Origin of the sequence: Marinomonas pollencensis (assembly GCF_003387375.1) — a bacterium.
GTDB classification, from domain to species: Bacteria; Pseudomonadota; Gammaproteobacteria; order Pseudomonadales; family Marinomonadaceae; genus Marinomonas; species Marinomonas pollencensis.
The window spans coordinates 202,272-221,953 of the sequence record NZ_QUNG01000003.1 but is presented as its reverse complement, the minus strand read 5'-3'; the positions used below and the strand labels follow the sequence as shown (position 1 = coordinate 221,953).

22 protein-coding genes are annotated in these 19,682 nt (G+C 43.4%); 14 read left to right on the top strand and 8 right to left on the bottom strand.

Annotation, left to right across the window (positions count from 1 at the left end):
- Window positions 1-116 precede the first annotated feature (116 nt).
- A complete protein-coding gene (locus tag DFP81_RS06155) occupies window positions 117-395 on the top strand; it encodes a YrhK family protein (protein WP_220342840.1) in 279 nt (92 codons plus the stop codon).
- A 53-nt stretch (window positions 396-448) separates the two neighbouring features.
- Here the strand turns inward: DFP81_RS06155 and DFP81_RS06150 are convergent, their stop codons facing one another.
- The gene (locus DFP81_RS06150; protein WP_115896882.1) at window positions 449-2,314 is read right to left on the bottom strand and encodes a cation:proton antiporter domain-containing protein; all 1,866 of its coding nucleotides are present in this window, start codon (window positions 2,312-2,314) and stop codon (window positions 449-451) included.
- A 392-nt stretch (window positions 2,315-2,706) separates the two neighbouring features.
- Here DFP81_RS06150 and DFP81_RS06145 point away from each other — a divergent pair, with 392 nt between their 5' ends.
- Window positions 2,707-3,771 (top strand): zinc-binding metallopeptidase family protein, encoded by a 1,065-nt coding sequence (locus tag DFP81_RS06145; RefSeq protein WP_115896881.1) that lies wholly within the window; start codon window positions 2,707-2,709, stop codon window positions 3,769-3,771.
- A 119-nt stretch (window positions 3,772-3,890) separates the two neighbouring features.
- Here DFP81_RS06145 and DFP81_RS18560 read toward each other — a convergent pair whose 3' ends face one another.
- Window positions 3,891-4,307 (bottom strand): YebG family protein, encoded by a 417-nt coding sequence (locus DFP81_RS18560; RefSeq protein ID WP_115896880.1) that lies wholly within the window; start codon window positions 4,305-4,307, stop codon window positions 3,891-3,893.
- Window positions 4,308-4,392: 85 nt separating this feature from the next.
- Here DFP81_RS18560 and DFP81_RS06135 point away from each other — a divergent pair, with 85 nt between their 5' ends.
- From DFP81_RS06135 to DFP81_RS06105, 6 genes are all read left to right on the top strand, one after another.
- Entirely contained in the window at window positions 4,393-5,298 is a 906-nt protein-coding gene (locus tag DFP81_RS06135; RefSeq protein ID WP_245959096.1) for a mechanosensitive ion channel family protein, read from the top strand.
- A gap of 29 nt (window positions 5,299-5,327) precedes the next feature.
- The gene (locus DFP81_RS06130) at window positions 5,328-5,918 is read left to right on the top strand and encodes a DUF1439 domain-containing protein (RefSeq protein WP_115896879.1); all 591 of its coding nucleotides are present in this window, start codon (window positions 5,328-5,330) and stop codon (window positions 5,916-5,918) included.
- A 113-nt stretch (window positions 5,919-6,031) separates the two neighbouring features.
- Window positions 6,032-6,511, top strand: coding sequence for an FKBP-type peptidyl-prolyl cis-trans isomerase (locus DFP81_RS06125; protein WP_115896878.1), 480 nt, complete (start codon window positions 6,032-6,034; stop codon window positions 6,509-6,511).
- Window positions 6,512-6,730: 219 nt separating this feature from the next.
- The gene (locus DFP81_RS06115; RefSeq protein WP_115896876.1) at window positions 6,731-7,099 is read left to right on the top strand and encodes a hypothetical protein; all 369 of its coding nucleotides are present in this window, start codon (window positions 6,731-6,733) and stop codon (window positions 7,097-7,099) included.
- Between the two features lie 3 nt (window positions 7,100-7,102).
- Window positions 7,103-8,479, top strand: a complete 1,377-nt coding sequence (locus DFP81_RS06110; protein WP_115896875.1) for a class II fumarate hydratase — start codon at window positions 7,103-7,105, stop codon at window positions 8,477-8,479.
- A gap of 165 nt (window positions 8,480-8,644) precedes the next feature.
- Entirely contained in the window at window positions 8,645-9,088 is a 444-nt protein-coding gene (locus DFP81_RS06105) for a GNAT family N-acetyltransferase (protein ID WP_115896874.1), read from the top strand.
- Window positions 9,089-9,102: 14 nt separating this feature from the next.
- Here DFP81_RS06105 and DFP81_RS06100 read toward each other — a convergent pair whose 3' ends face one another.
- A complete protein-coding gene (locus DFP81_RS06100) occupies window positions 9,103-9,369 on the bottom strand; it encodes a DUF3820 family protein (protein WP_115896873.1) in 267 nt (88 codons plus the stop codon).
- Between the two features lie 234 nt (window positions 9,370-9,603).
- Window positions 9,604-10,488 (bottom strand): LysR family transcriptional regulator, encoded by an 885-nt coding sequence (locus DFP81_RS06095; RefSeq protein ID WP_115896872.1) that lies wholly within the window; start codon window positions 10,486-10,488, stop codon window positions 9,604-9,606.
- Between the two features lie 184 nt (window positions 10,489-10,672).
- On the opposite strand from DFP81_RS06095, the gene DFP81_RS06090 reads away from it, so the two are divergent.
- Both DFP81_RS06090 and fghA read left to right on the top strand, forming a co-directional pair.
- A complete protein-coding gene (locus DFP81_RS06090) occupies window positions 10,673-11,788 on the top strand; it encodes an S-(hydroxymethyl)glutathione dehydrogenase/class III alcohol dehydrogenase (RefSeq protein ID WP_115896871.1) in 1,116 nt (371 codons plus the stop codon).
- 54 nt (window positions 11,789-11,842) lie between these two features.
- Window positions 11,843-12,673: an S-formylglutathione hydrolase gene (fghA, locus tag DFP81_RS06085; RefSeq protein ID WP_115896870.1), complete on the top strand. Its 831-nt coding sequence runs from the start codon at window positions 11,843-11,845 to the stop codon at window positions 12,671-12,673.
- 55 nt (window positions 12,674-12,728) lie between these two features.
- On the opposite strand, the gene DFP81_RS06080 is transcribed toward fghA, so the two are convergent.
- Entirely contained in the window at window positions 12,729-13,160 is a 432-nt protein-coding gene (locus tag DFP81_RS06080) for a PACE efflux transporter (protein ID WP_220342838.1), read from the bottom strand.
- A gap of 121 nt (window positions 13,161-13,281) precedes the next feature.
- On the opposite strand from DFP81_RS06080, the gene DFP81_RS06075 reads away from it, so the two are divergent.
- A complete protein-coding gene (locus DFP81_RS06075) occupies window positions 13,282-14,160 on the top strand; it encodes a LysR family transcriptional regulator (RefSeq protein WP_181903048.1) in 879 nt (292 codons plus the stop codon).
- A 351-nt stretch (window positions 14,161-14,511) separates the two neighbouring features.
- A complete protein-coding gene (locus DFP81_RS06070) occupies window positions 14,512-15,483 on the top strand; it encodes a sensor domain-containing diguanylate cyclase (protein WP_115896868.1) in 972 nt (323 codons plus the stop codon).
- 86 nt (window positions 15,484-15,569) lie between these two features.
- Here DFP81_RS06070 and DFP81_RS06065 read toward each other — a convergent pair whose 3' ends face one another.
- The gene (locus DFP81_RS06065) at window positions 15,570-16,937 is read right to left on the bottom strand and encodes a sodium-dependent transporter (protein WP_115896867.1); all 1,368 of its coding nucleotides are present in this window, start codon (window positions 16,935-16,937) and stop codon (window positions 15,570-15,572) included.
- A gap of 165 nt (window positions 16,938-17,102) precedes the next feature.
- Between DFP81_RS06065 and DFP81_RS06060 the strand changes: the two genes are divergently transcribed.
- The gene (locus tag DFP81_RS06060) at window positions 17,103-17,936 is read left to right on the top strand and encodes an SDR family NAD(P)-dependent oxidoreductase (protein WP_115896866.1); all 834 of its coding nucleotides are present in this window, start codon (window positions 17,103-17,105) and stop codon (window positions 17,934-17,936) included.
- A 9-nt stretch (window positions 17,937-17,945) separates the two neighbouring features.
- Here DFP81_RS06060 and DFP81_RS06055 read toward each other — a convergent pair whose 3' ends face one another.
- Both DFP81_RS06055 and DFP81_RS06050 read right to left on the bottom strand, forming a co-directional pair.
- The gene (locus DFP81_RS06055; RefSeq protein ID WP_115896865.1) at window positions 17,946-18,959 is read right to left on the bottom strand and encodes an alpha/beta hydrolase; all 1,014 of its coding nucleotides are present in this window, start codon (window positions 18,957-18,959) and stop codon (window positions 17,946-17,948) included.
- 31 nt (window positions 18,960-18,990) lie between these two features.
- Window positions 18,991-19,281, bottom strand: coding sequence for an HlyU family transcriptional regulator (locus DFP81_RS06050; protein ID WP_115896864.1), 291 nt, complete (start codon window positions 19,279-19,281; stop codon window positions 18,991-18,993).
- A gap of 178 nt (window positions 19,282-19,459) precedes the next feature.
- On the opposite strand from DFP81_RS06050, the gene DFP81_RS06045 reads away from it, so the two are divergent.
- Window positions 19,460-19,675: a VF530 family protein gene (locus DFP81_RS06045; RefSeq protein WP_115897020.1), complete on the top strand. Its 216-nt coding sequence runs from the start codon at window positions 19,460-19,462 to the stop codon at window positions 19,673-19,675.
- Window positions 19,676-19,682 lie beyond the last annotated feature (7 nt).

Genomic DNA, 19,682 nt, shown 5'->3' with positions numbered 1-19,682 from the left:
ACTGAGATTTTTAAATTGTGTTTTTATGGCCGTTTCTTCCATTATCAATCGCTTATGGTATAGGCTGCTTGGTACCTAGCTACTCTGGTAGGTAAGAGCATAAGAAAGGAGGTCGCGTGATAAGCAAGAACAAAAAACAGCCATTAGAAGTGGATCTGGATCAAAGCCATGTTGTTATTCAGCGTCGTTATGAAGCGCTTGGAGCTGTGAACGATTTACTGATCGCTGTGTGGTTTTTGATTGGCAGTTTCTTTTTCTTAAAAGAGACTTTGGTGTTAGACGGTACTTGGTTGTTTATCTTAGGGAGCGCTCAGTTGTTGATAAAACCCATCATTAAGCTCACCAGTTTAGTCCATGTTAAGCGAGTTTATAAATCAAGCTGTAAGCAACAATAAGCCCTCAGCCAGCCATAGATTGCTGAGGGTATGTTGCCTAGTGGTCGCAATGCTTATTTAGTATCTCGATATGTTTGCATTTGTGTTCTTATTTCTGGATCAGAGGCCTCTAGAAAGGCTTTTACTTTTTCTATGTATTGGCTGTTTTCATGGGCTGGAACACCAATTTGGTGAGCGTCTGCAACGGCGACCATAGCGTCTTTATCGTGCTCGCGGTAAAGGTCGACCATTTTATCCGCGTTTTCTTGAGATACGCCTAAGGCTTCAAAAGCGGAGCGCCCCATTCGTAAGCTACTGTCGTGTACCTCACGAATAATATCTCGACAGCCATAGGACCATAAATCGTAAACGTGATGACGGTCTTTTGCGCGGGCAATGACATGTAAGTGCGGGTAATGGGCTGAAACGTATTTGACCAACTTTGAAATTTGCTCAGCTTCATCGATAGCGATAATGAGTAATTGTGCGTCTTCTATACCCGCGGCGTGTAATAGCTCGGGACGAGTGACGTCACCAAAATGGTTGTTGACACCAAAGCGCTGCAAAGTCATCAACTGCTTAGTGCTATAGTCTATGACGGTTGTATCATAGCCTGCTAAGTTGAGCATCCTGTCGATCAAACTGCCCATTCGCCCCGACCCTGCAATAATGATTTTCTTATCATTTGGCATACCGACTCCTTGGGGTTGATCGTCTTTGTTTTTTAAATAAAGCGGGGCTAAGAAACGATCGTAGAGAATGAATAGAATCGGAGTGAGTAACATGGAAAGGGCAACAACCAGTAGCAGTTGGTCTGCAAGTGATTTTGGGATAACGCCATTAGATTCGGTAAAAGACAATAAGACAAAACCAAATTCACCAGCTTGCGCCAAGCCTAAAGCGAACAACCACTTATCTGCTCCACGGATTTTAAACAGGACTCCTAATACTAATAATGCCATCATTTTTAGTAAGATCACCAACAGAGTTAGGCTGATGATGATAAGAAAATGGTCTGCCAATAAACTGAAATTGATGCCAGCACCGACTGTCATAAAAAATAAGCCAAGTAATAGCCCTTTAAAAGGCGCGATATTGCTTTCTAGCTCATGTCGGTAAGGGGAGTTGGCTAATACAACGCCAGCGAGGAAAGTTCCTAGGGCAGGAGAAAGCCCCACTACCGACATAAGCAGCGTAGTGCCGATGACAAACATTAAGGCAGTAGCGGTAAATAGCTCCCGTAGTTGGGCTGAGGCAATAAAGCGGAAAATTGGACTGGATAAATAGTTGCCGCCGAGAATCACGGTAATAATAGCGCCAATGGTAACCAAGGTAATTTGCCAAGTTGCCAAGCCTTCTAATAGGTTCCAGCTACTGCCATGGGCTGAAGTGTGTGCTGTGGCGTGGTTTAAGGCGTTAAGTAATTCTGGCGTGGCAAGTAGCGGAATAAACGCCAGCATTGGAATAACAATGATATCTTGTGCGAGTAAAACAGAAAATGAAGATTGTCCGCCGTCTGAGCGCATTAAGCCTTTCTCGCCCAGTGTTTGTAGCACGATAGCGGTGGAAGAGAGAGCTAAGATTAGGCCGACAGCAAGGCTAATTCGCCAGGATTGGTCCAATAACATAGACACCCCCATAATGAGCAAGGCAGTTAGTGCTACTTGTCCTCCTCCTAGTCCTAGTAGTCGAGCTTTCATTGCCCAGAGTTTTTTGGGATCCAATTCCAAGCCAACCAAAAACAGCATTAAGACAACGCCCAATTCACCAAAGTTTTGTACAGATACTAGGTCAACATTCAATACTGTAAGAATGGGGCTGATAATAATGCCCGCTAATAAGTAACCTAGCACTGAGCCTAGCCCTAATCGAGAAGCGATGGGCACAGAAATGATGCCAGCAACAAGAAAAATAAAGGTCAGTAGTAAAGCATCGATCATGGGGGTGGTTTCCGGTAGATGGTAATTTGAAGGTTTATAATAAAAGGTTTGCGTCGTTTAATCTTGTGGCAAATGCGCTATTTTATTTCATCAGGTTGTTTAGTTTATTGCATTTTAGCAGACGGCAGGTTGATCCTTACCATGCTTCTTAGAGTGGCCATAGTAGTATGATCAAAAAGCACTTAAAAATCGTATTATGTGCTTTTTTTAGCAGTAAAAGGGGCGGTATTCGTTGTTGAGAATAGATGGCTTTATTTAGCTAAACGGATTATAAAGTAAAGGCTACAGATCCTATGAAATGTTTCTGGAAACGCCTGTTTTAAACTGTTTTTATAGCGATGAATTAGGCGTTAAAAACTTCTATTTAGCCACCTCTTAGAGCGTAACCCAAGATGAAAATATTCAGTTGCCAGCAGTGTGCTCAAATCTTGTTATTTGAAAATACCTTGTGCGAGAGTTGTGGCTCCGCCTTAGGCTTTCTCCCAAGTCAAATGGTATTGAGCGCCCTTAAGCCCGAGGGTTCAGGCTATCTTGCTTTAGCGGATACATCTGTGCCGGCACCCGTATGGCATTATTGTGATAATCATCAACATGGGGTGTGTAATTGGCTGGTGGAGAGCGACCATACTTTTTGCATGGCCTGTGATTTGAATCGGCACATACCCAATCTAGAAGCCATTGAGCAACGCCAAGCTTGGCAGCAGCTAGAGTTTGCTAAACATCGATTAGTCTATTCATTACTGCAATTAGAGCTGCCACTGATTAGTAAAAAAGAAGACCCAGAAGACGGATTGTCCTTTGACTTTATTTCTGAAGAAAATGTGGTGCCGGACAATGCACAAGCAAGTACTGGTCATGCACTTGGTCAGGTGACCATCAATGCATCCGAGGCAAACAGTGCCGATCGTGAGCAAATGCGCGAAGACATGAATGAATCTTACCGGACCTTAATCGGTCACTTTCGTCATGAAGTAGGGCATTATTATTGGGATCAACTAGTAGCGACAGATGAGAGTACTTTAGCTCTATATCGTGAGTTATTTGGCGATGAACGAGAGAGCTATCAAGATGCTTTACAGCGTCACTATGAAACCCCCTTAAAAGCGTGGCAGGAAGAGTTTGTTAGTGCCTATGCGTCTTCCCACCCTTGGGAAGACTGGGCAGAAACTTGGGCACATTATCTGCATATACTCGATACACTGGAAACCGCCAATGAATTTGGAGTGAGCTTACAGCCACCCAATGGCTTGTACCAGTCGCTAGGCGTCGCCGTGACGATAGATCCCTATCAGCACACTAACTTTGACGACATACTGGCTCAGTATTTACCGCTCACGTTCGCAGTAAATAGCTTAAATCGAAGCATGGGGCAGCCAGATTTATACCCTTTTATTATTGTTCCTGCAGTGCGTAAAAAGTTGAGTTTTATCCATCAGTTGCTACAACCTATTTTATAATGAGATAGGTATTTAGTTGATGATTTAGAGGATCAAACAGAAAGACTGCAAATACAACCAAGATAAAACGCCCTCAGGAAGAAGGGCGTTTTTATTTGTACTTACCGTAATAAAATAGCTTACGCTGCATCACTCTCGGTGTAGTTGCTGCTTTCGCTTTCATCAAATGAAGTGGTGCTTTCTTCATCGTTGTAAATCGCGTCTTCATCAGGCTCGATGACTAGGTCTTCTAATGGGGCAGAGGCGCTTGATTTGGCGCTTTTTGTTTCTGCTTCCTTTGTTTTCGTCTTGTTTTTTGGCGCAGATTTGCGCTTGGCGCCTAATGCTTCCAGCAAGCTTTCTTTATTTTCTGCAAGATACATAGATAACGCTTCTGTTTGCTGATGATCTCCTGCTAACTCACTGTTTTCTAACACTTCATAAAGTGCGTCTGCGGTGTCGAGCAGCTTGTCATAGGCATCGGCTTCAGCTTTGGAAGTAAATGTCATTTTTTCAATTCCATCACGTTCTACAACGTATTTAATAACTACAGGCATGGTCCACCCTCGGGAAAAATATACTGTATAAATATACAGCAATGTTTTTCCTTCTGTCTAGTGCTTTTAGTTGGTGATTAATACAATGATTGATAAAGTAGTGCCCTTGATGAAGGAACCTATTGTTATGCCATTCGACTTTTCCCAACTTACTCTCTCTGATTTTGATTTCTCTGTGGTGAAAGACCACCTAGAGATATTTTTAACCGTTATCTGGTTGGTGCTTTCTTATATTATTCGTCGTTTTACTAAGCGTGCCATTCGCTTGCATCCTACGTTAGAACATGACAAAAAACGTCAGAGAATCAACACGTTGGATAATATATTTAACCTTCTTTTAGTGGTAGGTTTTATTCTTATCTGGTCTTCTGAGTTGCAAAATATCGCAATCTCGATTGCCGCATTTATGGTGGCTTTAGTGCTGGCAACGAAAGAGTTTATTGCTTGTATTGTTGGTGCATTCTACCGAGCGAGTACGCGGCCTTATCAAGTGGGAGATTGGGTTCGAATTGCCAATTATGAAGGTGAAGTAACTGACAGTGATTGGCTTTCAACCACGCTTTTTGAAGTCGATTTGAAAGGTGGCAGTTACGGTTATACCGGTCGCACAACAGTCATACCAAACAGTGTGTTATTGACACATACGGTTCAGAATCTGAATTATATGCGCCGCTATGTAACGCATACTTTTTCGATTTCTAGACTCACTGATGACGTTAACTTGTTTGAAATTAAAGGCAAAATACTGGATAAGATACGTGAATACAGCGAACACTTTCATGAAGTGGCGATTCGCTACAACAGCCTGATAGAGAAACGCTTAGACATTAAAATCTCAGGCCCTGAGCCGCGAGTTCGAATCACTACGTCTCCGGAAGGCTATAATATTTTTACCGTCTCATTATTTTGTCCGACAGAAGAGGCCATGGTGATTGAACAAAAAGTAACGGAAGACTTTATGAGCTTTTGGTTTGAAAAAAGGGCTAAATAGTTAACAGAGTTACTTTTTAGGAGAAATAAATGACCATTTGTCGCATGTTAGCCAGCGTGGTTTTATTGCTATCTAGCTTGGCGCTAACCGGCTGTGATGGCTTAACCATCAGCGAAACTGAATTGAACCAAGCGGTTGCTAAGCAGTTAGCGCAAAGTGAACAAAATCATATTCAATTAACGCTAGAAGGTGGTAATACCTTGGATATGAATCTACTGGTAAAAACGGCCCATATCGATTTAACGGATCGTGATGGCGGCTTAGCTCTGGTGGACCTTAATACCGATTTACAGGGTACTTTAAGTGCCTTTGGGCAGTCGTTTTCATTTAGTACACAAGTGAACCCTTCATTTGAATCGGGTGTTCGATTAGAAGAAAATCGTGTTTATTTAGTGGCGCCAAAGATCACCAAAATAGAAGTTGAAGGCTCTAGTTTTAGCGACAAAATGCTACGCTCTACATTAGGCTCTTTGCACGATGATTTTGAGAAGGCATTGGCGAACTATTTCAGTACACACCCAGTTTATGTGTTGGATCATTCGACCACGGAAAAGGCAACGGCGTCGATGATTAAAGATATCTCTATTAAAGAGGATGCAATAGAGTTCGCCATTTTCTAGGGACTCTCTATAATGTCGCGCAAAATACGCGATTGCGTGATTGAGAATACTAACTAGTCAAATAGCTTAACGGCAAGCCAGCTTGCCTGAGCGAAATTAACAGAGGAAATATCATGTCTATTGCTGACAACCAAGTCGTTCAATTTAACTACACGCTTCGCCACGGTGAAGAGTTGATCGAGACCTCCGCGGGTAAAGATCCTATTTCTTACCTACATGGCCACGGCAATGTGATTCCAGGGCTTGAAAAAGCGATGGAAGGGAAAGAAGTTGGAGCTGAGTTTGAAGTGACTGTGCCAAGTTCTGAAGCCTATGGTGATCGCCATGAAGATCGTACTCAAGAAGTACCTGTGAAGCACCTTCAAGGTGGCAAACGTTGGAAACCTGGTATGATCGCTATGGTGCAAACGGACCAAGGTATGCGTCAGGTAAGCATCATTAAAGCGGGTCTAAAGCGTGCTATCGTTGATTTAAACCATCCGTTATCTGGTAAAGATCTGACGTTCAATATTGAGATTGTCGACGTGCGTGATGCCACAGATGATGAAATTGCTCACGGGCATGCCCACGGTGTTGGTGGCCATCACCACTAAGTTTTGAAGAGATTTTTTAAAAACCTGTTGCCTTTGGTAGCAGGTTTTTTTTTGCCTTTTAGGGCGGAAAAAGGGCGGGAGCCGAAAGTTTGACCCTTGATCATAGGAGAAAAGCGGCCAAGAAATAATTTAATGAGAATTGTTATCAATAACTTGACAGGCACTGCATGTCGTTTCATTATTGATAATAGTTATCATTTCAATAGGTAGGACGACGCTATGAGCCATTATCTAGTTCCTTTCTCGGTTGTAGAACAAGCCATTCAAGGTGGTCAATGTGCAGACTCACCAGAAGTACTCTACCATTACCTAAGCACCAGCGAAGAATATGCCGAGCGCTTAAATATTAATGATGCGGTGATCTTGCATCAACGCGTTTTCAATGTTTTATTGGATACTGTGTGTGATTCACATATTGCGCTGAATTGGCGACAAACCTGTTTGGACATGGTCTATCGGCCTCTTGCAAGCTTAAAGCGGTTGATCGTGACTTATCAGGATGCAAAAGCCTATTTCAAAATGGAGCATGACTTACGCACATTAAGTCATTATTTTTTGTGCTCGTTAGAACAAGAGGGAAGTCGTTAGATCATGAAAATGCGAATTGAAAAAGACAGCATGGGGGAATTAAACGTCCCTGAAAATGCACTTTATGGCGCACAGACTCAACGTGCTATCAATAATTTTCCTATTAGTGGAGAGGCTCTCCCCGAAGCCTTTATTCGCTCTCTTATCTTAATTAAAGCCGCCGCTGCTCGGGCCAATGAAAGTTTAGAATGCATTACCGCAGAGCAGTCTCAAGCGATCCAAAAAGCGTGCGAAACCTTGCTAAATGACGCCGCTTTAATGGAGCACTTTCCTGTTGATGTTTTCCAAACCGGTTCGGGTACCAGTTCCAATATGAATGCCAATGAAGTGATTGCGACAATCGCCAATCGCTACAGCAGCTCGCCTATTAGCCCGAATGATCATGTGAACTTTGGCCAAAGCAGTAATGATGTGATTCCAAGTGCAATCCACGTTAGTGCCAGTATTGAGTTAACCGGGCAGTTAATTCCTGCCATAGCGCATTTGAAATCGACCATTAAAGAAAAAGGTAACGCGCTTAAGGGGTACACCAAAACAGGCCGTACACATTTGATGGATGCGATGCCTGTTCGCTTTGATCAAACTTTTCATGCTTGGGCGGCCCAGCTAAAAGATAATTTAGAAAATTTAAAATATTTAGAGACCAAAATAACCCGCTTAGCACAAGGCGGCACCGCGGTGGGAACTGGCATCAATGCCCATCCTGAATTCGCGGATTTGTTTGCGAAAGAATTATCTGATTTAACCAATGTTACCTTTACTCCAGGTGAAAACTTCTTTTCTCTGATTGGCTCTCAAGATACTGCCGTAGCGCTATCAGGGCAGCTCAAAGCCGTGGCGGTTAGTTATATGAAGATCGCTAACGATCTGCGATGGATGAACTCAGGCCCATTAGCTGGGTTAGGCGAAATTACCTTACAGGCTTTGCAGCCTGGTTCGTCCATTATGCCAGGCAAAGTTAACCCGGTGATTCCAGAAGCAGTAGCCATGGTATCAGCGCAAGTCATAGGCAACGATGCAGCGATTACGATCGGCGGACAAGCGGGTAACTTTGAGCTTAATGTAATGCTGCCGATGATTGCAAAAAACCTATTAAACAGTATTAAATTATTGACCAATAGTGGACGTTTGTTGGCAGACAGTGCCATTGCGACCTTGACCGTAAATGAAGCCAAGCTCAATGAAGCATTGCATCGTAACCCGATTCTGGTAACTGCACTGAACCCTATAATTGGCTATGCTAAAGCGGCTGAAATCGCCAAAATGGCTTACCAAGAAGGGCGTCCAGTAGTGGATGTGGCCGAACAAGAAACGACATTAAGCCGTGATGAATTATTGGCATTATTAGACCCGGCTAAATTAACCCATGGTGGTTTGTAGTGTTTATCTGATTTTCCCTTAATCAGATGATAAGAAGGCCAGCATTCGTGCTGGTTTTTTTATGCTTGCGTTGTGGCGGTATCAAGGCTTGCTAATGGAGCAAGATAATGATTATCTTGGTCCATAGCTACAGGAGACGCTTATCGCTAATGAAACGGGGACTTTATGAAAACTGAGTTACAGCTTCGACCTGCGAATATGAACGATGCCGATTGTTTATTAGCCTGGCGCAATGATCGCGCAACGCGTGAGGCATCGCTTTGTACTGCTCGAGTGGAAGTGGCTGATCATATAAAGTGGTTAAGAAGTGCGATTAGTAATGATCAGCAGCGGCTTTATATTGCAGAAGTGAATCATCGTGCGGTGGGAAGCATTCGTGCGGACCGTGAGGGTGAATGCTGGATATTGTCTTGGACTGTGGCTCCTAGGTCACGGGGCAAAGGCATAGCTCAACAAATGCTGAAGTGTTTTATTGAGGGTTGTAATGAAACACTTTTAGCACAAATAAAAGTGAATAATATCGCGTCACAAAAAGTTGCCGTACGTGCCGGCTTTGTATTGCAAGACGTGCAAGATGGGATTTTCTTTTATCAAAGAAACGCGGATTAACGCCTTAGTTTGCATCATTCCTCATCAAAACGAATACGTACTTTGGGTTCGTTAAGAGGCTTTTCGACGGGCTCTCGTAGTGGCTCAACCAGCTTCTCTAAACCATTGATTTTTATTTCCAGTGCTAATTGTAGCCATTGTCCTAGGTTGCCATTCGGCCAGCCTTCATGTGCGAACCAGAGTAAATAGGCCTCAGGTAAATCGATCAGAATACGACCTTGGTATTTGCCAAACGGCATTGTTTGACGGGCAACTTGGATTAGGTCTTGTTGGGAAAACATAAAAAGGCTCGTGAATTAGTAAAATAACAAAACCATATTTAATCATAGTTCAGTCGAGGGAAGAACCGCTTCAGGAAATGGAGTGGACTTCCACTCCATCGGCATCTATGTGCCAAGATGAGTTGTTGAGAGCGCACTCGCAAGGGAGGCTCCACATAACTGTTTTAGATCATGCCTTTGGGCTGACGGCTTATCCGCCCCTTTTTTAATGCGCACTGAGTAAATAAGAGGCGGTTAAAATGGTGGCTCCTCATTAAAACGCTGAATCAGATAGTTGCATATTTTTTGTAGTTTGGGAGAAGGTTGTCTCACTTTAGGGTAAACCAACCAGACGCCACTATATGGGTATTGATACTGGGGTAACAAGGCGATAATTTCACCAGAGGCTAGCTCATCATTGATGTAATAGTCCGGTAGCTGGGCAATGCCTAACCCTTTTTTTACTGCATCTAACAGAGCAGGGCCTGAATTACTGCGCCAGTTACTGGATATTTTCACCTCTTTACGTTGACCATCTTGTTGAAATAGCCAGTGGGTTTTAGAGCCTATAAGGCAATGATGCTTATTGAGTTCGGCGAGTGTGTGGGGGATTCCATGGCGATCTACATAGTCTCGAGAGGCACATAAATACTCGACTCGATCGCATAAGCGGCGAGACAAATGGCTTGAATCTTTTAATGAGCCCATGCGAATGGCTAGATCATACCCTTCCTCGATAAGATCGACAGGGCGATTACTGAGGTGAAAGTCTATCTCGATTTTTGGGTGATCTAGTAAGAAGTCATTGATTAGTGGGGCGATGAAGCGTTCACCGAATGTAGTGGCACAGGTTATTTTGAAGGTACCAACCAAAGCATGGTTAAGGCTAGAGATTACCTCTTCGGCGCTGCTTAATGCCTCGGGCAAGCCGCGACAATGTTGATAATAGAGCTCACCAGCTTCACTCAAACGAATCCGCCTTGTGGTACGAAACAGTAGGGTAGCGCCAAGTTCACTTTCAAGCTGTGTAATGAGACGACTAATATGTGAGGCCGATACTTTTAATTGCACTGCCGCCGCAGAAAAGCTGCCTTGTCGGACAACTTCAATAAAGGCTTCCATCGCTTCCCAATTCTTCATAATTTGCTCGCTTCAGTCTTGTTGCTAGGCAGTTTACCTCGAATGTAGGAGGATAAAAAATTATTATTGCTGTATGGCAATAATCATTTTCTAAACTAGGTATTATCTTAGTAATAAATTGGGACTACACTCCAGACAGTTGAGTAAATACATACCTTATGAAAAGCACATATTGGAGAATACAATGAAATGTAAAGCAGCTGTTGCTTGGGGCCCAGGCCAACCACTTAAAATTGAAGAAGTAGACGTTCAAGATCCACAAGCAGGTGAAGTACTTGTCCGTATGGTCGCGACAGGGGTTTGTCATACTGACGCGTTTACACTATCTGGTGATGATCCAGAAGGTGTATTTCCTGCGATCCTAGGCCATGAAGGTGCGGGTGTTGTTGAAGCTGTTGGTGAAGGTGTAACAACCCTTAAGCCAGGCGATCACGTTATCCCTCTTTACACAGCAGAATGTGGTGAGTGTAAGTTCTGTAAATCAGGCAAAACGAATTTATGTAGTGCGGTCCGTGAAACTCAAGGTAAAGGCCTAATGCCAGATGGCACAAGCCGTTTCAGCATCGATGGTCAGCCTATTTTCCATTACATGGGTACCTCGACTTTTTCTGAGTACAGTGTTGTACCAGAAATTGCATTGGCAAAAATCCAAGTAGATGCGCCACTAGAAAAAGTGTGCTTGCTAGGTTGTGGTATCACTACTGGTATCGGTGCGGTACTTAACACTGCAAAAGTAGAAGAAGGCGCGACTGTTGCTGTCTTCGGTTTGGGCGGCATTGGTTTGTCCGTTCTTCAAGGTGCTCGCATGGCCGGTGCTGCTCGTATTATCGCGATTGATATTAACGAAGCTAAATTCGAAATGGCGAGACAGTTTGGCGCAACAGATTGTGTTAACCCGAAAGACTTTGATGCACCGATTCAGCAAGTGATCGTTGATATGACTGACGGCGGTGTTGATTACTCTTTCGAGTGTATCGGTAACGTACAACTTATGCGTTCTGCACTTGAGTGCTGCCATAAAGGCTGGGGTGAATCCATCGTCATCGGTGTAGCGGGTGCAGGTCAAGAGATCTCAACTCGTCCATTCCAGTTGGTAACAGGTCGAGTCTGGAAAGGGTCTGCTTTTGGTGGTGTAAAAGGACGTAGTCAATTGCCTGGTTACGTAGAAGATTACATGAATGGCAAGATCGAAATCGACCCATTCGTGACGCACACTATGGGCTTAGAAGACATCAATGAAGCGTTTGAGTTGATGCACAAAGGCGAAAGTATTCGTACTGTTATCCTTTTTGATAAGTAAGTTGTTTCATTCGGTTACACGGTGATTACCGTGTAACCTCAAAGGAATTTAATGATGGAATTACTATCTAGCACGAAAAGTTTTGGTGGCTGGCTTAAACGTTATCGTCATGAAAGTTTATCGGTTCGCGGTGAAATGACCTTCGCGATTTATTTGCCGCCACAAGCAGAAACGCAAAAAGTGCCTGTTTTATACTGGTTATCTGGTTTGACCTGTACAGATGAGAACTTTACTCAGAAGGCAGGTGCATTCCGTAAAGCGGCGGAGCTGGGTTTAGCCATTGTTTGCCCAGATACTAGCCCACGCGGAACAGATTACCCTGAAGAACATGAAAGTTATGACTTTGGTTCTGGCGCTGGTTTCTATATCAATGCGACGGTTGCACCCTATTCAAATACATATCATATGTATGATTACGTGGTTCAAGAACTGCCTCATTTAGTAGAAACTCATTTTCCTGTGACCGATAAACGTTCTATTTCTGGCCATTCTATGGGCGGACATGGGGCTTTAATTTGCTCACTGAAAAACCCTGGTAAGTACCAGTCTGTTTCGGCTTTCTCTCCGATTGTAAATCCAACACAATGCCCTTGGGGTGAAAAAGCCTTTAGCGGTTATTTGGGTGAAGACAGAGCCGGATGGAAAGAGTGGGATGCCACTTGCCTAATCGAGCAGGCGGAAGAGCGTCTACCGTTATTGATTGATCAAGGCGAGGCCGATAATTTCCTAGAGGAACAGCTTAAGCCTGAAGCACTGGAAGCGGCTTGTGAAAAGGCAGGTCATCCGATTACGCTGCGCCGTCAGCCTGGTTATGACCACAGCTACTTCTTTATTGCTAGCTTCATTGATGAGCATTTAGAATTTCACTCTAAAGCGTTAAGCTAATAGCGAGAGAATGACAGTGATTGAAAAGGCGAGCTTCGGCTCGCCTTTCTTGTTTCTAATGAAGAGCTTTCTTTTCAACGAGATGGAAGCGGATATGGTCATAGCCATAATTGAATATGATGGCGTACAGTAAAAAGAAAACGACTAGGCCGCTGGCAAATATAAGAGCGGGTAAAACCGTCAGGCTTAGCATCCACATGATCAGAGGGACGGTAGCGAGCAATAAACCTAATTCAAAGCCAATGCTATGAAAGACCCTTATTGATAAGCTTCTTTTGATGCGTTGGTGGCCAAATATTGAATCGAATCCTATGTTGTAAAAGAAATTCCATGCCATCGCGGTCAAAGACATCGCGATCCCCAACCCTGTCATTGTTACCATTTCCGTGCCCATCAATAATGCCGAAGTAGGTACAACAACTAACAATGCCAGTCCTTCAAATAATACGCTGTGAAAAACACGCTCTTTTACCGACATCAGTGACATAACAAGTGAACTCCAAGTGCTTTAAGAAGGCGCAATAATGCCGCCAAAGTCAGATAGATCAAAGTTAATTGCTATCGGTTTTTGTGATGGTAAAATGATTTTTTCTAGCAGAGTTATTGATATGTATAGTTTGGAGCAATTAAAAATTTTTGCCGAGGTTGCGGCCACTGGGTCTTTTTCGGCTTGCGCCAGAAAACTTTCCAAAGCCCAGTCAGCCATTAGTCAATCTATTGCCGCATTAGAAATAGATTTAGATACTTTATTGTTTGATCGAAGTGCCAGAACCCCGGTTTTAACACCGGCAGGCGAGAAGCTATTGGGTTATGCACAAGCGGTTCTAAAGCAGAGTCAAGAGTTGAATAAAGCCGCCACCGCGCTTTCTAAGTCGGAGGAGTCTCATCTTATTATTGCGATTGATGACGCCTTAATGTTGCCTAAGTTAAAGCATATTTTATTGGACCTTAGTCAGCATTTTGTTGCCTCGGAAGTCGAGATCCACAGTGTTGCAAGCCCAGATATGATGGATCATCTTAATCAAGGAAAAGCAGACATAGGCTTACAGTTTGCGAATATAGGGCTGGAAAGTGGATTTGATGTTTGCAACTTAGGTGATCTTCCTTTTTATGCAGTCGCCCATCCGCAACATCCGCTCACGTCATTAGCGAGCATCGATATACGCGATATTATGCCCCATAAGCAGTTGCTCATTCGGGGCATCAATGGCCGTCACCTTACTCATTTTCTGCCTATCTCGGTACAAAAAACCTACTGCAATAATTTCACCACGTTAAAGCAGCTGACTAAGCTAGGTTTGGCTTGGAGTTACTTGCCTTGTCATATGGTGGAAGAAGATATTGCTGCTGGTAAATTGGTGAAGTTACCTTTTAATTTTGACTATAAACCTTGGCAAGCACCGGTTGAATGGATTCGACCCAGCCAACAAATTGCTGGGCCTGCATTGAGTTGGCTGGAGCAGGAATTAAAGCAGTTATTCAGTTAATACTGGCGAATATGACAGTGACAAATAAGCCTGTGTAGTTCTCTGCTGATCTTTATTCTTTTGTAATGGCACGTATCAGGCGTTCTGTCTAAGCCGCAAGTTTCTTGATTGGCGTTATGAAAAGTGCAGCGTCGCAGGCTTAAAAGAGGCAATGGGATTGATAGACGCTGGCGGATGGAACTAGGAATGAGCTAGGCGCATTATCCGTTATCACAGTCAGAGGGGAGCTAATAAAGCTCATTGAAAGTGAATATAACGTGACTTTACTCTTAGGCAGTAGGATACGATTGTTTTTCAGAAGCAGTCTTTTAGACTTGGTTAAATGCGGATGATTTACATTAAGAGGTTAATATGGAAGTGCCTAAACCTCCTCTAAACGAAGCCGAGCGATTGGAAGCGTTAAGAGGGTTAAAAATTCTCGATACCTCTCAGGATGAGAGGTTTGATCGAATTACGCGGATGGCGAAGCGGATTTTTAAAGTGCCTATTGTGCTAGTAACTTTCGTCGATGAATATCGCCAATGGTTTAAGTCAAGTCAGGGGCTAGACATAACAGAAACTCCCAGGGAAGTGTCTTTTTGCACCCATGCAATAAATCAAGATTCCACTTTCATTGTTCCTAATGCACTCGAAGACGAGCGTTTCTTTGACAGTCCTTTGGTTGAAGGCGCGCCCAATATTCGTTTTTACGCCGGTTATCCTCTTAAGTTACGTCCAGGAGTGAACCTTGGCACCTTATGCCTTATCGATACCAAGCCAAGAGAATTAAGCCGAGAGGATTTAGCCTTACTAGAAGATTTTGGGGCCATGATTGAACAGGAAATCAAAGCGATTCAGTGGGCAACAATGGATGATTTGACGAGGATAACAAATCGCCGTGGTTTTATTACCCTCGCCGAGCATACGTTGAAGGTTTGTTCGCGAAGGGAGCAAGCGATTACACTTATTTTGTTTGATTTAGACAAATTCAAACAGGTGAATGATAGGCACGGGCATCATGAAGGAGATTTTGCGTTAGTGAAATTTGCCGACACCTTAAAACACACCTTCCGCAAGAGTGATATTACCGGACGATTTGGTGGTGATGAGTTTATCGTTATGCTGGCAGGGACAGAACCTAGTGATGTCGATGCATTATTACTGCGTTTCGAAAATGCCATCGCAGAGATGAATGCAACGCTTAACAAACCATATCGTGTTGAGTATAGCGTTGGCGTGGCGTTCTTTCCCTATGATAGTCAGCTCGCGTTAGAAAAGATGATAGAACAGGCGGATGCTGCCATGTATAAGCAAAAAAACGTGAAACCACCGGCTAATACATAGGCATGTTGAAAAGCCGCTCAAAAAAACAGATAGAAGGTGAATGTGCTCACCTTTTATCTGTTTTATAGAGGTTGTTTGGCCGTGCGCTAGCTTAATGAAGCCCAAATAATTGCCACCACGAGTACCGGGCAGACAAAGCGAACATACCAAGGCCAGATCTTCCCAAATAGGGAGCTACGAAACTCGCTAAAGCCACTTTCTAGCTCTTTAAATTTCGCATTACGATTCCATACCCAACCACCAAATAAGCAAAACATAAGCGCAGCAAATGGCTGTAAGTACTGCGTAGAAAGCGTAGCAACTAAGCCAAATAAGGCGCCGAAATGATAAACAATGACGATACTAAATAAGGCTATTAGACCGCCAAGTAGCCAGCTAGTTGGTGTGCGTTTGGTATTGAAACGTTCAGAAACCAGTGCAACAGGGCACTCTAACATTGAAATAGAAGAGGTTAGAGCCGCAATGGTTAAGAGTAGAAAGAAAACCACAGCAAAGAGTTGGCCGAGTACTCCAAGGCTATTAAACATTAAGGGCAATACGGTAAATACCAAGGTATCTGAACTTAATAATGAACCATCATCAGCGTATATTTGAACGCCATTGTTCATGGCTACGAACATAGCCGGGAGAACCACTAAGCCTGCAATAAAAGCCACAGAGGTATCAATGCAAGTGACACTGAATGCCATCTTAGGGAGATTTTCTTTTTTGTTTAAATAGGAACCATAAATAAGCATGGAGCAACCGCCGATGGTCAGCGAAAAGAAGCCTTGTCCCATGGCCGCTAGAATAAGCTGGCGGTCCCAGATTTTATCAAAGTCAGGAATGAGGTAGTGTTTTAAACCTTCTACAGCGCCTTGTTGCATCATAATATAAATAAACAACACACTGAACAGAATAAACAGCGCCGGCATTAGTCGAGTTGACCACTTTTCAATCCCGTGTTTAACGCCCCCCTGCACAATTAAAATCGTCAGTACATAGAAGCTAATAGTGCCAAATAAGTTGCGTTCTATGCTAAATCCCTTTAACCAATTAGCTTGTTCGGTGAACCCGATTAAACCTGCAATAGCGGCTAACATAAAGCAAATAATCCAACCGCCGACTATGCTATAAAACGCTAATACAGCGCTCGGTACACTGAGTCCAAGCCAGCCAACAGCAGCTCCAAAGCGCTGTGCAATAGGTTTGCTATTAAGGGTGCGCATACTATCGACAGGGTTCGCTTGTCCGTAGCGTCCGATGGCCATTTCGACCACAAGCATAGGGAAAGCCACCACGAAAATTAACACTAGATAGACAAGTAAAAATGCGCCACCACCATTGCTAGCGGCTTGGGTAGGAAACCCCCAGATATTTCCCAGACCAACCGCAGCACCTGCTGCGGCTAGAACAAAACCAAGGCGAGAACCGAAGGTTTCTCGGCGTTTCTCGTGTTTAGAACTTTGATTCATTACAATCACTTTAGACAGATAAAAAATTGACAGTAACCTAAGTGAAAAACAACCAAATAACAAGGGTATTTAAAGGGATCTAAGAAGGTAAATAAAAAGCGTCAGTTTAATGATTCGATTAACACTATTTATCTTCATTTACTCACTTTTTAAAAAGGGTTCAATATGCAGTATTCGATTTTAATTACAGGGTGTTCTAGTGGCATTGGTTTGGAAGCCGCTAAAATGTTGCAGCAAAAAGATTTTTTAGTCGTCGCGAGTTGTCGCCGAGCCGAAGATATTGAGAAGATCAAAGCCGCTGGCATTCATCATGTTGTGCAATTGGATTTAGCGGATTCTGCTTCCATTGAAAAAGGCTTACAAGAGACTCTAGCTCTGACAGGAGGCCACTTGTTTGCGCTTTTTAATAATGGCGCTTATGGGCAGCCTGGTGCAGTTGAAGATTTATCAGTAGCGACATTGCGTAAGCAATTTGAGACAAATTTTTTTGGCACCCATGAGCTGACATCTAAGGTTTTAAAGCTCATGCTAGCGCAGGGATATGGACGTATTGTTAATAACAGTTCGGTGTTAGGGCTTGTCGCCATGCCATTTCGTGGTGCTTATAATGCCAGCAAGTTTGCCTTAGAAGGGTTAACAGACACATTGCGTTTAGAGCTTATTGGTACGCCGATACATGTGAGTTTGATTGAGCCAGGCCCAATTGAAAGTCGCTTCAGAGCCAATGCTTTGCAGGCGTTAAAAGAAAATATTGATATTTCACAAAGTCGACATCAGCAAGGCTATGAAGAAGCCATAGGGCGTTTATCAAAAGAGGGACCTACATCATCACAGACTTTACCAGCCAGCGCGGTTGTGAAGAAATTATTGCACGCACTGGAATCACAACGCCCTAAACCACGCTATTATGTTACCACCCCAACCTACATGGCAGGTTTTTTAAAGCGCCTATTACCAACGCGTTTATTGGATTACATCATGAGTAAGCAAAGCAATTGATAATAGGACTTACGACTCTTTCTGTTGTCTATTTAGCCAGTTATCTATGCTGGTTAAATAGGCTTCTCGCGCTGGTTGATGAGAAAGGTATAGGTCATGAAAGCCTTTTTCAATAGCGACGCAGGAAAGCGCATCAAACACTTTTTGAGCTGCCACTTGCATACTGTCGATGTCTAGCACGCCATCTCCCAATTGCATTTCAGCAACGGTTTTTTTGTTTAAAGTACTGATTTTTGAATGACACAATAGGGTGGGGATGGTTATTTTCTTTGCTGCAAGTTGATGTTGTGCCCGTATGATTTGTTTCAGCCAATGAAAAGACAAAGGGTAGCCCGCGGCAGGCTTCCAATCTAAGCGGTAGGCCCATTCACCACCAAATACCTGATGTAATGTCTTACTGTATAGGGAGGCTTTTTTTGAGTGTAAAGAAGCAAATGGAAACAGAGAAACCAGAGCATAAACAGGGTAGCTTAGCCATTGTAGGGTGTTAGGAGAAAATGGTAACGCCAAAAAAGGGCTGTTTAAAATCAGTCCGGAGACCTCTGGAAAAGCGGTTTGATATTGGCTGGCACGTTCTGTAGACGAATAAGGCTGAGCCAAATAAGTCGCGCTTACCAGCCCGCCAGTTGAGTGTGCTAGTAACGTAACAGTGTCGACGCCATCGGCTTTTATCGTGGCTAAGGCAATGTCTAAATCTTGCCCGTATTGTTCAATTGAGTCACACCAATTTGGCGGCGAGTTAGGCCTGATTGATCGACCATAGCCTTGTAAATCCAAGGCGTAGAAACGATAACCTTGAGTAACAAAGTGATCAGCTAAACCCGTTTGAAAAAAATAGTCAGTGTAACCATGTATATAGAGAATCGCATGGCTGGCCTGCTGTTCAGCTAGATGGTTTACCAAGGTGCTATGAACCGAGCCCCTCGATCCCGTAAAAGAAAAGGTTCGAGCACGGTATTGCTGGCCCAATAGGTCTTCATGGTCGCTGACTTTCTTCCAGTGCTTTCCTATTGATGTGCTCATAATGCTCTTCTTTTAATGAAGGGGGGAGATGTTAGCCAAATAAATTATCGCCCAGTTGGTCGATGGTCAATTTGGTTTTGCGCATGGTAATCGCAATGCATTCATCTCGACTTGGAATTAAATCAGAGCGGATGAATTGATGGGTTTTTTGCTCCTCACCTTCCCCTTTAGTAATAGTTGCCGCTACGCGGAACTGTCCGCCTTCAGGAATGGGGGCTGGGATGATTTCAAAGCCTTTATATTCGACCGCTTCTTCTGCTGCTGCCTCAGGGGCACTCTCGCCGCCAGAAAATAGTCCTTTTAGTCCAGATAAAATACCCATGTGGTGCTCCTAATAATTGATTTTTTCGTTTTATGTTGCCTATTTTTCGGGGATTTTGGCGATTAGTCAAATGTTCTTAGTGCTATTTTTAGTCAGGTCAAAATCCTTTATCGATGAGCGTAAGCTCGTCGACCAGATAGGGTATAATAACGCAACGAATTTTGAGAGACATATGACTATGACAGCACAAGCGAATAACCCATTACATGGGGTGAAATTGGAAAAAATTGTTACGGATCTAGCTGAGCATTTTGGTTGGGAAGAGTTGTCGATTAGAATCAATATCAACTGCTTTAAAAGCGACCCATCGGTGAAATCAAGTTTGAAATTCCTGCGCAAAACGCCTTGGGCAAGAGACAAGGTAGAAGCGCTTTATTTAGAGACGTTTTGCTAACTGTAAA

What these genes read in the sequence shown, in the direction of transcription:
- DFP81_RS06150 (WP_115896882.1), bottom strand. Translation starts at nt 2,314, where the DNA reads ATGATCGATGCTTTACTACTGACCTTTATTTTTCTTGTTGCTGGCATC.
- DFP81_RS06145 (WP_115896881.1), top strand. Translation starts at nt 2,707, where the DNA reads ATGAAAATATTCAGTTGCCAGCAGTGTGCTCAAATCTTGTTATTTGAA.
- DFP81_RS18560 (WP_115896880.1), bottom strand. Translation starts at nt 4,307, where the DNA reads ATGCCTGTAGTTATTAAATACGTTGTAGAACGTGATGGAATTGAAAAA.
- DFP81_RS06135 (WP_245959096.1), top strand. Translation starts at nt 4,393, where the DNA reads ATGATTGATAAAGTAGTGCCCTTGATGAAGGAACCTATTGTTATGCCA.
- DFP81_RS06130 (WP_115896879.1), top strand. Translation starts at nt 5,328, where the DNA reads ATGACCATTTGTCGCATGTTAGCCAGCGTGGTTTTATTGCTATCTAGC.
- DFP81_RS06125 (WP_115896878.1), top strand. Translation starts at nt 6,032, where the DNA reads ATGTCTATTGCTGACAACCAAGTCGTTCAATTTAACTACACGCTTCGC.
- DFP81_RS06115 (WP_115896876.1), top strand. Translation starts at nt 6,731, where the DNA reads ATGAGCCATTATCTAGTTCCTTTCTCGGTTGTAGAACAAGCCATTCAA.
- DFP81_RS06110 (WP_115896875.1), top strand. Translation starts at nt 7,103, where the DNA reads ATGAAAATGCGAATTGAAAAAGACAGCATGGGGGAATTAAACGTCCCT.
- DFP81_RS06105 (WP_115896874.1), top strand. Translation starts at nt 8,645, where the DNA reads ATGAAAACTGAGTTACAGCTTCGACCTGCGAATATGAACGATGCCGAT.
- DFP81_RS06100 (WP_115896873.1), bottom strand. Translation starts at nt 9,369, where the DNA reads ATGTTTTCCCAACAAGACCTAATCCAAGTTGCCCGTCAAACAATGCCG.
- DFP81_RS06095 (WP_115896872.1), bottom strand. Translation starts at nt 10,488, where the DNA reads ATGAAGAATTGGGAAGCGATGGAAGCCTTTATTGAAGTTGTCCGACAA.
- DFP81_RS06090 (WP_115896871.1), top strand. Translation starts at nt 10,673, where the DNA reads ATGAAATGTAAAGCAGCTGTTGCTTGGGGCCCAGGCCAACCACTTAAA.
- fghA (WP_115896870.1), top strand. Translation starts at nt 11,843, where the DNA reads ATGGAATTACTATCTAGCACGAAAAGTTTTGGTGGCTGGCTTAAACGT.
- DFP81_RS06080 (WP_220342838.1), bottom strand. Translation starts at nt 13,160, where the DNA reads ATGTCACTGATGTCGGTAAAAGAGCGTGTTTTTCACAGCGTATTATTT.
- DFP81_RS06075 (WP_181903048.1), top strand. Translation starts at nt 13,282, where the DNA reads ATGTATAGTTTGGAGCAATTAAAAATTTTTGCCGAGGTTGCGGCCACT.
- DFP81_RS06070 (WP_115896868.1), top strand. Translation starts at nt 14,512, where the DNA reads ATGGAAGTGCCTAAACCTCCTCTAAACGAAGCCGAGCGATTGGAAGCG.
- DFP81_RS06065 (WP_115896867.1), bottom strand. Translation starts at nt 16,937, where the DNA reads ATGAATCAAAGTTCTAAACACGAGAAACGCCGAGAAACCTTCGGTTCT.
- DFP81_RS06060 (WP_115896866.1), top strand. Translation starts at nt 17,103, where the DNA reads ATGCAGTATTCGATTTTAATTACAGGGTGTTCTAGTGGCATTGGTTTG.
- DFP81_RS06055 (WP_115896865.1), bottom strand. Translation starts at nt 18,959, where the DNA reads ATGAGCACATCAATAGGAAAGCACTGGAAGAAAGTCAGCGACCATGAA.
- DFP81_RS06050 (WP_115896864.1), bottom strand. Translation starts at nt 19,281, where the DNA reads ATGGGTATTTTATCTGGACTAAAAGGACTATTTTCTGGCGGCGAGAGT.
- DFP81_RS06045 (WP_115897020.1), top strand. Translation starts at nt 19,460, where the DNA reads ATGACAGCACAAGCGAATAACCCATTACATGGGGTGAAATTGGAAAAA.